This window comes from Streptomyces sp. NPDC102258, assembly GCF_055584685.1.
Genome location: NZ_JBVJLO010000011.1, coordinates 236,065 through 249,210 on the forward strand (window position 1 = coordinate 236,065; position 13,146 = coordinate 249,210).

Here is a 13,146-nt window from a genome sequence, read left to right on the forward strand (position 1 = left end):
GACCTGCGGCCTCCGGGGGCGCCCCCTGTCCGGGGATCGGAACACTCCCGTGTGACGCCCCGCCGGTCCGCGTCCCGCGAGGGGCCCGGAGCACGGCCTGGAGCACGGCCCGGAGCACGGCCGGCCCCGGCATCGGCGCCCCGGAGGTGAACCGGGCCCCGAAACGGGGGAGTACGGGAGGGTGAAAGATTCCCCCGGCTCCTCACCGGTCGTGCCGTACGCCTCCTACCTGCGGGTCTACGAGCCGCTGGCCGCCTTCCCCGAGCCGGAGCGCACGCACTGGGCGGGTTACGCCCGGCGCGGGAAGGCGCCGACGGCCCAGGACGAACTGCGCCGCTCCCTCACGGACTTGGTGCGCGTCCCGGTGGTCGGCGTGCCCGCGCACGAGAGCGCCGACGCGTTCACGACGGAGCTCGACGGGGTCCTGCTGGTGTGCCCGTGGCGGACCCGGCTGCGCGGCTGGCTGGCGCTCGCGGAGCTGGCGGAGTCCTATCCGGCGCCGGTGCTGGACGCGGCCCTGCCCCCGGCGGCCCGCCGCCGGGCCGCCCGGGAGTACGAGGAGTGGCGCGGCCGGAACCCCGACGCGCGCCCCTGGATCCGTACGGGGGTGTGGCAGGTGCCGCTGCGCTGGTTCGTGCTGGTGGCGGACGAGGAGCGGGAGTACCGGCCGGGCGAGCGGCTGCGCTACCGGACGCCGATGGTGCAGGCCCGGCGGCGGCTCGCGCGGGCGCTGCGGATCCTGCGCGCGGCGGAGGGGTACGGGCCGCTGGCGGAGGGGCTGGTGGAGGTCGGCAGCTGGCTGGAGGAGTTCCATCCGCGCTCGATGGTCGAACTGGACTACGCCGGGCTCCTGCACGCCCTGCCCGCCGACGCCCTGGAGGCGGACCGCTCGGCCCGGGACCTGGCGGAGGGGATCGCGGCGCTGCGGGAGGGGAAGCGCGACGAGGCCGCCGAGGTGTACGCGGAACTGGCGCTGCGCTGGCGGGCGGTCCGGGAAAGGCTGTTCGCGAACTAGCGGATGAGGCAGGGTGGGGGCATCGTGTGACGGTGGCCTCACGTCCGTTCGGGCGCGGAGCGTATCGCCCGTACCGGTTGTCATATGCCGATCGGTCACAATGCGCAGATCAGGGGCGTGATCACCACATTAGGGTCTTAGTCCCAGGACCTACGTCCCGATACGGGCCATTGGCCCAAGCGTGACGGACCGCACTATCTACACCCTTGCGCCCTTCCCCTACCCTCGTGCCAAAATAGGACAAGGAGTCCGGGGAGGGTTCCTTCCGCCCAACTTCGGGCGGAATGCTCGGTATTGCACTCTATGGGGGGTCTGATGACTCCTGATCGCTCTGTGACTGATCGTCACAGTGGGGTGACTGTCCGTTATGGGGCGGTCCATCGGCTTCCGCCGCTGATGAACACCTCGGAGGGCAATTCCATCGGTTTGGCCCTTGGGGCTGGACGGATGGTGTAGTTGTAGTGCCGAGGACAAGCCGTTCGTCCTATAACCGACTCGGCCTGCGTATGTCCATTTCGGGCAACGCGGGCCAAGGTGCAGAATTTAGAGGAAAGAACCGAGATGGTTCGGTTCTCCCGAGGAGGCCGCTCATGACCGCTCGCACCCCTGATGCCGAGCCGCTGCTGACCCCGGCTGAGGTTGCCACGATGTTCCGCGTGGACCCGAAGACGGTCACCCGCTGGGCCAAGGCTGGCAAGCTCACGTCCATCCGCACCCTGGGTGGACACCGCCGTTACCGCGAGGCCGAGGTTCGCGCACTGCTCGCGGGAATTCCGCAGCAGCGCAGCGAGGCCTGAGGTCCCGCATCACCCCTGCTTTAACCGGGTTCGTATCGGGTCCCCCAATCCGATGAAACCCACATGGCTTCATACGGCAGGGCCTGCCCCAACAGGCTCACTGCCGTCGATCGCGCTGGACTCCGCCGGGTCCAGCGCGGTCTTTTTTTATGCCCGGGGGCCGGCGACCGGCCGGATCGGCCGCGTCGACCGGATAGGTGCCATTGCACATATTAAATCGACTGGGCGTAGGAGTCCGATAAACGTACGCGTCTCAAAAACTCTTCGGGTGACTCCCGTCACAGCTGATGACTCTTGTACATCCGGCATTGCACCCCGTAAGGGGATCTCCGACGCAGAGCGCCCTCACGCCGAGGGGGGATTTTTCCCTCGCGGAGGACATGTCCAGCCGGAGGCGCTGAAGGGCCCCTGGGGCCCCGAGAGACCGGAGGGCGGCCCCGAGTGCCCCGGGGGCGTGAACGGCCGCCGTAGGGCCCTTGGAGCGGCCCGACCCCAAGCGGTGATCACCGATCGTCGGCGTACCCTCCACCGTCCGCAGCCGACAACGCGTCAGGGCCCGTATCCCTTGCGGAATACGGGCCCTGACGTTTCTGCGAACCTGACGGGACTTGAACCCGCGACCTCCACCTTGACAGGGTGGCGAGCTAACCAACTGCTCCACAGGTCCTCGAATCGCGGCCGATTGCCCGGCTGCGAATCAGACTGTACAGCAGGTCAGGGGGTGCGGTCGAACCGATCACGGAGCGAGGGCGTCGACCGCCTTAACGATGCGCTTGTCGGAGACCGGGTACGCCGTCCCCAGCGCGTGCGCGAAGTAGCTGACCCGCAGTTCCTCGATCATCCAGCGGATCTCGGTGACCGCCTCCGGGATTGGCCGGCCCTTCGGCAACTGCTCCAGCAGCCACAGGTACTCGTCCCGCATCTCGTGGACCTTCTCCATGCGCGTGGTGTCGCGCTGGGCGCCCGTCGGCATCTGCTGGAGCCGCCGGTCCGCGGCCACCAGATAGCGCATCAGGTCCGGCAGCCGGCGCAGGCCGGCGAGGGTCACGAAGCCGGCCGGCACCAGCGCCGCCAGCTGGGCCTTCACGTCCGCGACGTTGGCCATCAGGGCCAGGCTGTTGGTGGCCTTCAGGCGCCGCTCGCAGGCCTGCCAGGCGGCGAGCACCTGCTGCACCTGCGCGACCGTCCGTACGGTCGTGTCCACCAGGTCGGCCCGTACCGCGTCGTAGAGCTTCCGGAAGCCCGCCTCGTCCCAGGCCGGTCCGCCGTGGTCGGCGATCAGCTTGTCGGCCGCGGCGGTGGCGCAGTCGTCGAACAGCGCCTGGATGGAGCCGTGCGGGTTCCTGGACAGGGCCAGCTTCTGCTGGTTGGTGAGCTTGTCCGAGGCGAACTTCGCCGGGTTCACCGGGATGTTGAGGAGGATCAGCCGGCGGGTGCCGAGCCACATGGCCCGCTGCTGCTCGATCTCGGTGTCGAAGAGCCGTACGGAGACGCTCGTCCCCTCGTCCACCAGTGCCGGGTACGCCTTGACCGGCTGGCCCGCCCGCCGGGTCTCGAACACCCTGGTCAGGGTGCCGATCGTCCAGTCGGTCAGCCCGGTGCGCTCCAGCGACTCGCCGCCCGCCCGCTCGGCGGTGGCGGCCGCGGCCTTCGAGAGGGCCTGGCGGGCCTTGGGCTTCAGGCGCAGCCGCAGTGCCTCCAGGTCCTTGTCCTCGGCGAGGTTCTTGCGCCGCTCGTCGACGATCCGGAAGGTGATCTTCAGGTGGTCCGGGATCCGGCCCAGGTCGAAGTCCTCGGCCGCGACCGGCACCCCGACCATCCGGTGCAGCTCGCGCGCCAGGGTGACCGGGAGCGGCTCCTGGAGGGGTACGGCCGTGTCCAGGAAGCGGCCCGCGAAGTTCGGCGCGGGGACGTAGTGCCGGCGGATCGGCTTCGGCAGGGAGCGGATCAGCTCCGTGACGACCTCCTCGCGCAGGCCCGGGATCTGCCAGTCGAAGCCCTCGTCCGTGACCTGGTTCAGCACGTGGAGCGGGATGTGGACGGTCACGCCGTCCGCGTCCGCGCCCGGCTCGAACTGGTACGTCACCCGGAACTTCAGCTGCCCCTGGCGCCAGGTGTCCGGGTAGTCGGCCTTGGTGACCCCGGCCGCCTTCTCCGTCAGGAGCATCTCGCGTTCGAAGTCGAGGAGTTCGGGCTCCTCGCGCTTCTTGTGCTTCCACCAGGAGTCGAAGTGCGCCCCCGAGACCACGTGTTCCGGGATGCGCTGGTCGTAGAAGTCGAAGAGCGTCTCGTCGTCGACCACGATGTCCCGGCGCCGGGCCCGGTTCTCCAGCTCCTCCACCTCGGTGAGGAGCCTGCGGTTGTCGGCGTAGAACTTGTGGTGGGTCCGCCAGTCGCCCTCGACCAGCGCGTTGCGGATGAACAGCTCGCGCGAGACCTCGGGGTCGATCCGGCCGTAGTTGATCTTCCGCTGGGCCACGATCGGCACGCCGTACAGCGTGACCTTCTCGTACGCCATCACCGCGGCCTGGTCCTTCTCCCAGTGCGGCTCGCTGTACGTGCGCTTGATCAGGTGCTGCGCGAGCGGCTCGACCCACTCCGGCTCCACCTTGGCGTTCACCCGGGCCCACAGCCGCGAGGTCTCCACCAGCTCCGCCGACATCAGGAACTTCGGCTGCTTCTTGAAGAGGGAGGAGCCCGGGAAGATCGCGAACTTGGCCGACCGCGCGCCCAGGTACTCGTTCTTGTCGGTGTCCTTCAGACCGATGTGCGACAGCAGACCGGCCAGCAGCGAGATGTGGACGCTGGTCTCCGGGGCGTCGGCCTCGTTGACGTGCAGCCCCATCGTCTTCGCGACCGTGCGCAGCTGCGCGTAGATGTCCTGCCACTCCCGGATCCGCAGGAAGTTCAGGTACTCCTGCTTGCACATCCGGCGGAACGAGGACGAGCCGCGCTCCTTCTGCTGCTCCCGGACGTAGCGCCACATGTTCAGGAAGGAGAGGAAGTCGCTCGTCTCGTCCTTGAACCGGGCGTGGTTCTGGTCCGCCTGCGTCTGCTTGTCCGAAGGCCGCTCGCGCGGGTCCTGGATGGACAGGGCCGCCGCGATGACCATCACCTCGCGGACGCAGTTGTTCTTGTCCGCCTCCACCACCATGCGGGCCAGCCGCGGGTCCACCGGCAGCTGGGAGAGCTGGCGGCCCATCGGGGTGAGCCGCTTGCGGTGGTCCTTCTCGGCCGGGTCCAGCGCGCCCAGCTCCTGGAGCAGCTGCACGCCGTCGCGGATGTTGCGGTGGTCCGGCGGGTCGATGAACGGGAACTTCTCGATCTCGCCCAGACCCGCGGCGGTCATCTGCAGGATGACGGATGCCAGGTTGGTGCGCAGGATCTCCGCGTCCGTGAACTCCGGCCGGGACAGGAAGTCGTCCTCGGAGTAGAGCCGGATACAGATGCCGTCGCTGGTACGGCCGCAGCGGCCCTTGCGCTGGTTGGCGCTGGCCTGCGAGATCCGCTCGATCGGCAGCCGCTGCACCTTGGTGCGGTGGCTGTAGCGCGAGATGCGGGCCGTGCCCGGGTCGATCACGTACTTGATGCCGGGGACCGTCAGCGACGTCTCCGCGACGTTCGTCGCCAGCACGATGCGCCGGCCCGTGTGCTGCTGGAAGACCCGGTGCTGCTCGGCGTGCGAGAGGCGCGCGTAGAGGGGGAGCACCTCGGTGAAACGGAGCTTGCGCTTCTCCAGCGCGTCGGCGGTGTCGCGGATCTCCCGCTCGCCGGAGAGGAAGACCAGGACGTCGCCCGGCCCCTCCGCCTGGAGCTCGTCCACGGCCTCGCAGATCGCGGTGATCTGGTCCCGGTCGGCGTCCTCGGAGTCCTCCTCCAGGAGCGGCCGGTAGCGCACCTCCACCGGATACGTCCGCCCGCTGACCTCCACGATCGGGGCGTCCCCGAAGTGCCGGGAGAACCGCTGCGGGTCGATGGTCGCCGAGGTGATCACGACCTTGAGGTCGGGGCGCTTCGGCAGCAGCGTGGCCAGGTAGCCGAGCAGGAAGTCGATGTTCAGCGACCGCTCGTGGGCCTCGTCGATGATGATCGTGTCGTACGCGCGCAGCTCGCGGTCCGTCTGGATCTCCGCGAGCAGGATGCCGTCGGTCATCAGTTTCACGAAGGTCGCGTCCTGGTCCACCTGGTCGGTGAAGCGGACCTTCCAGCCGACGGTCTGCCCGATCTCGGACTTCAGCTCGTCCGCGATCCGCTCGGCGACCGTGCGCGCCGCGATCCGGCGGGGCTGGGTGTGCCCGATCATCCCCCGGACACCGCGCCCCAGCTCCATGCAGATCTTGGGGATCTGCGTGGTCTTGCCGGAGCCGGTCTCGCCCGCGACGATCACGACCTGGTGGTCGCGTATCGCCTCGGCGATCTCGTCCTTCTTCTGGCTGACGGGCAGGTTCTCGGGATACGTGACCTCCGGCATCCGCGAGGCACGGCCGGCGAGCCGCTCGGCGGCCTTCGCGGCCTCCGCGGCGATCTCGTCGAGCACGGCCTGCCGGGCCTCGGGCTTGCGGATACGGCGGGCGCCTTCGAGGCGGCGGCCGAGGCGGTGCGCGTCACGGAGGGAGATCTCACCGAGAAGCGTCTGCAGGGCGGCGAAGGAAGTAGACATACCTGGTCGAGGATCTCACCTGAGCCCGGCGGGTGGCGAACGCATTTGTGCCCCTCCCCGTACCATTTCGGGACGAGTCCCCCCGTTCGCGCAAGTGAGAGGCAGCCCACTGTGTCCCGCCGTCGCCGTGTGTGGTGCCTCCTGGCCGCCGTGCTCGCGCTGCTGCTGGGCCCGGGCGCGCTGTCCCCGACGGCGGCGGTGACGGCAGGGGTGGCTCCGGCGCCGGTTCCGGCGGTGTCGGCCTCGGCCGCTCTGGCGCCCCCTGCCGTGGCGGGGCTTCGGGAGCGGGGGCCCTCCTGTGCGCCCGGTGTCCCGGACCGCGGGGCCGTCCCCGCCGTGCCCCCGCGGACCGGGGACGGGCACGGGCACGCGCAGCTCCCGGCGGGCGGGGCCGTGGCCGCGGCGGAGCGCCCGTACCGCACGACGCGCGTACGGGTCCCCGTACGCGGACCGGACCGGCCGGCGCCCGGTCCCGTGGAGCTCTCGGTGCTGAGGGTCTAGGGGGAGCGGTCCCACCGGCCCCTCCCCTCCCTTCCGTCCCCAGCACCTCTGGAGCCTCCGCATGCCCTCTTCGCCCACTCCGTCCCGCAAGCCCGCCGCGCGCAAGCGCTCCCGCACGCCCCTGGTGGTCTCCGCCGGCGTCGCCGTCGCCGCGATCACCCTCGGCGTCGTCTCCTGGCAGGCCACCGCCCCCGAGGAGAAGTCCCGCGAGACGGCCGCCGCCGCCGGCCCGGCCCCCCGCGCCGACGACCCCGCCACCGCCCTCCAGGCCCTCGCCCGCCGCGAAGCCGGCGACAAGCTCGCCGTGGGCCGTCCCGACGCGCCCGTCGTCCTCATCGAGTACTCCGACTTCAAGTGCGGTTACTGCGGCAAGTTCGCCCGCGACACCGAGCCCGCCCTGGTGAAGAAGTACGTCGACGAGGGCACCCTGCGCATCGAGTGGCGCAACTTCCCGATCTTCGGCGCCGACTCCGAGGCCGCCGCCAAGGCCGCCTGGGCCGCCGGACAGCAGGACCGCTTCACCGCCTTCCACGAGGCCGCGTACGCCGAGGGCGCCAAGGAGAAGGGCTTCGGCGATGAACGCCTCACCGAGCTGGCCCGCGAGGCCGGCGTCCCCGACCTGGACCGCTTCCGCCGCGACCTCGCCTCCCCGCAGGCCGCCGAGGCCCTGCGGCGCGACCAGGAGGAGGGCTACCGCATCGGCGTCAGCTCCACCCCCTCCTTCCTGGTGGGCGGCCGCCCCCTGGCCGGAGCCCAGCCGCTGGCCGCCTTCGAGGCCGCCATCGCCCAGGCGAAGGCGGCGGCCCGGCCGTGACCGGCATCGGATACCTGGCCGCCCTGCTCGGCGGCCTCCTCGCCCTGCTCAGCCCGTGCAGCGCCCTGCTGCTGCCCGCGTTCTTCGCGTACTCGATCGACTCCCCCACCCGGCTCCTCGCCCGCACCGGGATCTTCTACGCGGGCCTCGCGAGCACCCTCGTCCCGCTGGGCGCGGCCGGCTCGTACGCGGGCCGGTTCTTCCACGGCCACCGCGACGGGCTCGTGCTCTTCGGCGGCTGGCTGATCATCGCGCTCGGCCTGGCCCAGATCCTCGGCCTCGGCTTCGCCCCGAAGCGCCTCACCGAGCTGTCCGGCCGGATCCGCCCCACCACCGCCCTGTCGGTGTACGCCCTCGGCGCCGTCTACGGGCTGGCCGGCTTCTGCGCCGGCCCCATCCTGGGCAGCGTCCTCACGGTGGCGGCGGTCAGCGGCAGCCCGCTCTACGGGGGTCTGCTGCTGGCGGTGTACGCGCTGGGCATGGCCGTACCCCTCTTCCTGCTGGCCCTGCTCTGGGAGCGCTTCGACCTCGGCCGGCGGCGCTGGCTGCGCGGGCGCCCGCTGCGGCTGGGCCGGTTCGCCCTGCACTCGACCTCGCTGCTGTCCGGGCTCTTCTTCATCACCCTGGGCACGCTGTTCCTGGCCTTCGACGGGGCCACCGCCCTGCCCGGGCTGCTCGACGTCGACGACTCGTACGCGGTCGAGGAGCGGGTGCGCTCACTGGCCGACGCGGTACCGGACTGGCTGCTGCTGGGCCTGGTCGGCGCGGGCGCGGCGGCCTTCGGGCTGGCCCGCTGGCGCCGGAGCGGGCAGGCGGAGGAGGCCGAGCCGGAGGGGTGACGCGCAGAAGGCCCCCGTCCACCGGACGGGGGCCTTCTTTCTGTGGCTGGGGCCGGGGTCGAACCGGCGACCTATCGCTTTTCAGGCGATCGCTCGTACCAACTGAGCTACCCAGCCACGAGGCCGTTTCCAGCCTCAGCGATCCTGACGGGACTTGAACCCGCGACCTCCACCTTGACAGGGTGGCGAGCTAACCAACTGCTCCACAGGACCTGGTTTGTGCAAGAACAAGTCTTGCACATGGTGTTGCGTACCCCCAACGGGATTCGAACCCGTGCTACCGCCTTGAAAGGGCGGCGTCCTGGGCCACTAGACGATGAGGGCTAAAGGCCCGCCGGGCACTTTCCAGCGCGTCGGGGACGTGAGAAGCATATGGGATCGGGGGAGCTATCGCCAAAACGGTTTCGCCCGGAGCGACAATGGCCGGGTGCTGGAGATGACGCGCGAGGAGTTCGAGGAGCTCGTCGCAGAGGCCCTGGACCGCATCCCGCCGGAGCTGACGCGGCTGATGGACAACGTGGCGGTGTTCGTCGAGGACGACCCGCCGTCCGACGATCCCGAACTCCTCGGTCTGTACGAGGGGACCCCGCTCACGGAGCGCGGCGAGTGGTACGCCGGGGTGCTCCCCGACCGCATCACGATCTACCGGAACCCCACGCTGCGGATGTGCGAGGACCGGGAGAGCGTCGTCACCGAGACGGAGGTCACGGTGGTGCACGAGATCGCCCACCACTTCGGGATCGACGACGAGCGGCTGCACGCGCTGGGTTACGGGTGACCGGGGCCGGGCGGGGTCCGCTGCCGGCGGACGGGCCGCCCGTCGATCCGGACGTCGACCTGCACGTCCCCGCCCAGCGCGCCGAACCGCGGGGCCCGGTGCTCGTCGCGGTGGCGGCGGGCGGGGCCCTCGGGGCGGCGGCGCGCTACGGGGTGGGCCTGCTGTGGCCGGCCGCGCCCGGGGGCTTCCCGTGGGCCACCTTCTGGATCAACGTCTCGGGCTGTGCGCTGATCGGCGTACTGATGGTGCTGGTCGCCGAGGGCGGCCCGGGCCGGCCGCATCCCCTGGTCCGGCCCTTCGCCGGGGCGGGGCTGCTCGGCGGGTTCACCACCTTCTCGACGTACGCCGCCGAGTTCTCGGGGCTGCTGGACGGGGGCCGGGCGTGGGTCGCGCCGGCCTACGCGGGGCTCACGGTGGCGGCCGCGCTGGGGGCCGTCTGGGGGGCCGCCTCGGCGACCCGGCTCGCCGTGCGGCGGCGTACCGGCGCCCGGGACCGCTCGTGAACTGGCTGCTGGTGGTGGCGGGGGCGGCCGTCGGGGCGCCGCTGCGCTACCTGGCCGACCGGGCGGTGCAGGCCCGGCACGACTCCCTCTTCCCGTGGGGGACCTTCGCGGTCAACGTCTCGGCCTGCCTGCTGCTGGGCGGGGTGGCCGGGGCGGCGCTGGCCGGGGCCGCCTCCTCGCGGGTGGTCCTCCTGCTGGGGACCGGGCTGTGCGGGGCGCTGAGCACGTACTCGACGTTCTCGTACGAGACGCTGCGGCTGGCGGAGCGCGGCCGGACGTTCCTGGCCGCCGCCAACGTCGTGGCGTCCGTGCTGGTCGGGCTGGGCGCCGTACGTCTGGGGTCCGAGGTGGCCCGGCAGCTGTTCTCGTAAGGGGCGTGTCTCTTATGGGGTAAAGGGAGTTGGGCTCATTGACCCGCCCAACGCGGGCCCCGCCGCAGTGTTCCGGAGGTGCCACCGTGCGCCCTTTGTCCGCTTCCCTGGCCGCTTCCCTCAGACTGGCCGTCTCCGCGCTCGCCGTCGCGGCGACGGCGGGCTGCATGAGCGTGGGGGAGGACGCCGCGAAGCCGGGGCCGGCCGCCTCGGTGGGCGGCAAGGACACCGGAGGGGCCGACGCGGGCTCCGCCGGCCACGGCTCCGGAATCCACGGCAACGGCCACGCCGGCAAGGACGGTACGGGGAACCAGGACGGCAAGACCGGTGAGCCCGGCAAGGCCTCCGGCGCGACCGGGGCCTCCCCCGGTCCGGGCGCCGCCGGGAAGCCGGGGCTCCCCTCGCCCTCGGCCGGACCGGGCGGCGGCGCGGGCGGCCAGGGCGGTCCGGCCCCCTCGGGAGGCGGTTCGGGCGGCGCGGGATCCGGATCCGGGGGATCTGGTTCCGGCTCGGGGTCCTCGGGGTCTTCGGGATCCGGCGGCTCCGGTTCCGGCTCGGGGTCGGGCGGGGCGGCCGGTGGGTCGAGTGGGTCGGGTGGGTCCACGGGGACTCCGCCTGTGGTGGAACCCACCCCGCCTGTGACGCAACCCACTCCTCCGGACCCCACTCCGCCGACCCAGCCGAACCCCGACCCGACCCCCGCGACGGCGTAGGCCGCAGGGGTTCCGCTCGGCCCGTACGGGTCGGCGCAGCGTGCGCGTCCAGGGGAGTCTTCGCAGGTCAGCAGGTTATTCGTAGGAGTGACTTGCCAGACCCCCCAGAGGGTGCGTATGGTTATAGATCGTTTGATCCCATTGCCCGGCGCCGAATCCGAAGAGCGCCGTGTGGCGCGTACTCTCCCTAGCCGTGGCTGACCGCATTGAGGCGGTCGATTTGCGTTTCACGGAGTTTGGGCGCGTGCCGAGACTCCGGAAGGTTTCGCATTTCGCATGTCCATTTCCAGTTCTGACCGTTCCGTCATGCCCGAGAACGACTCCAACGAGATCGTCGACGCCGAGACCCTCGCGGTCACCGAGGCCATGGAGGCCATCGAGGCGGACGGCATCATCGAGGCCCTTGAGGCCGATGTGACCGCCGAGCCCGCCGACGCCTCCGCCTCCATCGACGAGGCCGACGACGCCGACGCCGACGCCGAGCCCACGATCACCTTCGGGGACCTCGGTCTGCCCGACGGCATCGTGCGCAAGCTCGCGCAGAACGGCGTCACCGCCCCGTTCCCGATCCAGGCCGCGACCATCCCGGACGCCCTGGCCGGCAAGGACATCCTCGGCCGTGGCCGCACCGGCTCCGGCAAGACCCTCTCCTTCGGTCTGCCGACCCTGGCCTCGCTGGCCGGTGGCCACACCGAGAAGAAGAAGCCCCGCGCGATCATCCTCACGCCGACCCGTGAGCTCGCGATGCAGGTCGCGGACGCCCTCCAGCCCTACGGCGACGTGCTCGGCCTGAAGATGAAGGTCGTCTGCGGCGGTACCTCGATGGGCAACCAGATCTACGCCCTGGAGCGCGGCGTCGACGTCCTCGTCGCCACCCCGGGCCGTCTGCGCGACATCATCAACCGCGGCGCCTGCTCCCTGGAGAACGTCAAGATCGCCGTTCTCGACGAGGCCGACCAGATGGCCGACCTGGGCTTCCTGCCCGAGGTCACCGAGCTGCTCGACCAGATCCCCGGCGGCGGCCAGCGCATGCTCTTCTCCGCCACCATGGAGAACGAGATCGGCACCCTGGTCAAGCGCTACCTGTCCAACCCCGTCACGCACGAGGTCGACAGCGCCCAGGGCAACGTCACGACCATGACGCACCACGTGCTCGTCGTGAAGCCGAAGGACAAGGCGCCGGTCACGGCCGCCATCGCCGCCCGCAAGGGCCGCACCATCATCTTCGTCCGCACCCAGCTGGGCGCCGACCGCATCGCCGAGCAGCTCATCGAGTCCGGCGTGAAGGCCGACGCGCTGCACGGCGGCATGACGCAGGGCGCCCGTACCCGCGTCCTCGCGGACTTCAAGGACGGCTACGTCAACGCGCTCGTCGCCACCGACGTCGCCGCCCGCGGCATCCACGTCGACGGCATCGACCTGGTCCTGAACGTGGACCCGGCCGGCGACCACAAGGACTACCTGCACCGCTCGGGCCGTACCGCCCGCGCCGGCAAGTCGGGCGTCGTGGTCTCCCTGGCCCTGCCGCACCAGCGCCGCCAGATCTTCCGCCTGATGGAGGACGCGGGCGTCGACGCCTCGCGCCACATCGTCCAGGGCGTCGGCGCGTTCGACCCCGAGGTCGCCGAGATCACCGGTGCGCGTTCGCTCACCCAGGTCCAGGCCGACTCGGCGAACAACGCCGCCAAGCAGGCCGAGCGCGAGGTCGCCGACCTCACCAAGCAGCTGGAGCGCCTGACCCGCCGCGCCGCGGAGCTGCGCGAGGAGGCCGACCGCCTCGTCGCCCGTTCCGCCCGCGAGCGCGGTGAGGACCCGGAGGCCGCCGTGGCCGAGGTCGTCGAGGCCGCCGAGGCCGAGGTCGCGGCAGCCGTCGCAGCCGTGCCCGAGCCGGTCGCCCCGGAGCGCACCTTCGAGCGCCGCGACGACCGCGGCAACTTCGAGCGCCGCGACAACCGTGGCGGCGACCGCGGTGGCGACCGTGGCGGCTTCCGCCGCGACGACCGTCCGTCCGGTGGCTTCCGTTCCGGCGGTGACCGTCGTGACGACAACCGTGGTGGCGGCGGTGGCTTCCGTCGCGACGACCGTCCCTCGGGTGGCTTCAACCGTGACGACCGCGGTGGCGACCGTGGCGGCTTCCGCCGCGACGACCGTCCGA

General features: G+C 71.4%; 10 protein-coding genes and 4 tRNA genes. 9 read left to right on the top strand and 5 right to left on the bottom strand.

Going from position 1 to position 13,146, the window contains the following annotated elements; genetic code table 11:
* The first annotated feature begins 181 nt into the window (after window positions 1-181).
* Both ACZ6ZT_RS20695 and bldC read left to right on the top strand, forming a co-directional pair.
* Window positions 182-1,015, top strand: a complete 834-nt coding sequence (locus ACZ6ZT_RS20695; protein WP_469720995.1) for a DUF8083 family protein — start codon at window positions 182-184, stop codon at window positions 1,013-1,015.
* Window positions 1,016-1,605: 590 nt separating this feature from the next.
* Window positions 1,606-1,812 carry a developmental transcriptional regulator BldC gene (bldC, locus tag ACZ6ZT_RS20700; RefSeq protein ID WP_003949541.1) on the top strand — a complete coding sequence of 69 codons (207 nt, stop codon included), beginning with the start codon at window positions 1,606-1,608 and terminating at the stop codon, window positions 1,810-1,812.
* Window positions 1,813-2,405: 593 nt separating this feature from the next.
* On the opposite strand, the gene ACZ6ZT_RS20705 is transcribed toward bldC, so the two are convergent.
* Window positions 2,406-2,479, bottom strand: a tRNA-Asp gene (locus ACZ6ZT_RS20705).
* A 69-nt stretch (window positions 2,480-2,548) separates the two neighbouring features.
* Window positions 2,549-6,472 carry an ATP-dependent RNA helicase HrpA gene (gene hrpA, locus ACZ6ZT_RS20710; protein ID WP_469720997.1) on the bottom strand — a complete coding sequence of 1,308 codons (3,924 nt, stop codon included), beginning with the start codon at window positions 6,470-6,472 and terminating at the stop codon, window positions 2,549-2,551.
* 129 nt (window positions 6,473-6,601) lie between these two features.
* On the opposite strand from hrpA, the gene ACZ6ZT_RS20715 reads away from it, so the two are divergent.
* The 3 genes from ACZ6ZT_RS20715 (at window position 6,602) to ACZ6ZT_RS20725 (ending at window position 8,626) form a co-directional block, all read left to right on the top strand.
* Complete coding sequence (locus ACZ6ZT_RS20715) at window positions 6,602-6,973, top strand: hypothetical protein (RefSeq protein ID WP_469720999.1); 372 nt, start codon at window positions 6,602-6,604, stop codon at window positions 6,971-6,973.
* Window positions 6,974-7,034: 61 nt separating this feature from the next.
* On the top strand, window positions 7,035-7,787 hold the full coding sequence (locus ACZ6ZT_RS20720; RefSeq protein WP_469721001.1) for a DsbA family protein: 753 nt from the start codon (window positions 7,035-7,037) through the stop codon (window positions 7,785-7,787).
* The gene (locus ACZ6ZT_RS20725; RefSeq protein ID WP_469721003.1) at window positions 7,784-8,626 is read left to right on the top strand and encodes a cytochrome c biogenesis CcdA family protein; all 843 of its coding nucleotides are present in this window, start codon (window positions 7,784-7,786) and stop codon (window positions 8,624-8,626) included. The genes ACZ6ZT_RS20720 and ACZ6ZT_RS20725 overlap by 4 nt, the downstream gene beginning before the upstream one ends.
* 43 nt (window positions 8,627-8,669) lie before the next feature.
* On the opposite strand, the gene ACZ6ZT_RS20730 is transcribed toward ACZ6ZT_RS20725, so the two are convergent.
* From ACZ6ZT_RS20730 to ACZ6ZT_RS20740, 3 genes are all read right to left on the bottom strand, one after another.
* Window positions 8,670-8,743, bottom strand: a tRNA-Phe gene (locus ACZ6ZT_RS20730).
* A 22-nt stretch (window positions 8,744-8,765) separates the two neighbouring features.
* Window positions 8,766-8,839: transfer RNA gene (locus ACZ6ZT_RS20735), tRNA-Asp, on the bottom strand.
* 38 nt (window positions 8,840-8,877) lie between these two features.
* Window positions 8,878-8,950, bottom strand: a tRNA-Glu gene (locus ACZ6ZT_RS20740).
* Window positions 8,951-9,053: 103 nt separating this feature from the next.
* On the opposite strand from ACZ6ZT_RS20740, the gene ACZ6ZT_RS20745 reads away from it, so the two are divergent.
* The 4 genes from ACZ6ZT_RS20745 to ACZ6ZT_RS20760 form a co-directional block, all read left to right on the top strand.
* On the top strand, window positions 9,054-9,404 hold the full coding sequence (locus ACZ6ZT_RS20745; RefSeq protein WP_469721004.1) for a metallopeptidase family protein: 351 nt from the start codon (window positions 9,054-9,056) through the stop codon (window positions 9,402-9,404).
* Window positions 9,401-9,907 carry a FluC/FEX family fluoride channel gene (locus ACZ6ZT_RS20750; protein ID WP_469721005.1) on the top strand — a complete coding sequence of 169 codons (507 nt, stop codon included), beginning with the start codon at window positions 9,401-9,403 and terminating at the stop codon, window positions 9,905-9,907. The genes ACZ6ZT_RS20745 and ACZ6ZT_RS20750 overlap by 4 nt, the downstream gene beginning before the upstream one ends.
* Entirely contained in the window at window positions 9,904-10,278 is a 375-nt protein-coding gene (crcB, locus tag ACZ6ZT_RS20755) for a fluoride efflux transporter CrcB (protein WP_469721007.1), read from the top strand. The genes ACZ6ZT_RS20750 and crcB overlap by 4 nt, the downstream gene beginning before the upstream one ends.
* Window positions 10,279-11,267: 989 nt before the next feature.
* Window positions 11,268-13,146 (top strand): DEAD/DEAH box helicase (locus ACZ6ZT_RS20760; protein WP_469721008.1); only part of this gene is annotated, 1,879 nt, incomplete at its 3' end.

Bases quoted from the DNA above. Each gene is read 5' to 3' on its own strand.
- bldC (WP_003949541.1), top strand. From the start codon at position 1,606: ATGACCGCTCGCACCCCTGATGCCGAGCCGCTGCTGACCCCGGCTGAG.
- hrpA (WP_469720997.1), bottom strand. From the start codon at position 6,472: ATGTCTACTTCCTTCGCCGCCCTGCAGACGCTTCTCGGTGAGATCTCC.
- ACZ6ZT_RS20720 (WP_469721001.1), top strand. From the start codon at position 7,035: ATGCCCTCTTCGCCCACTCCGTCCCGCAAGCCCGCCGCGCGCAAGCGC.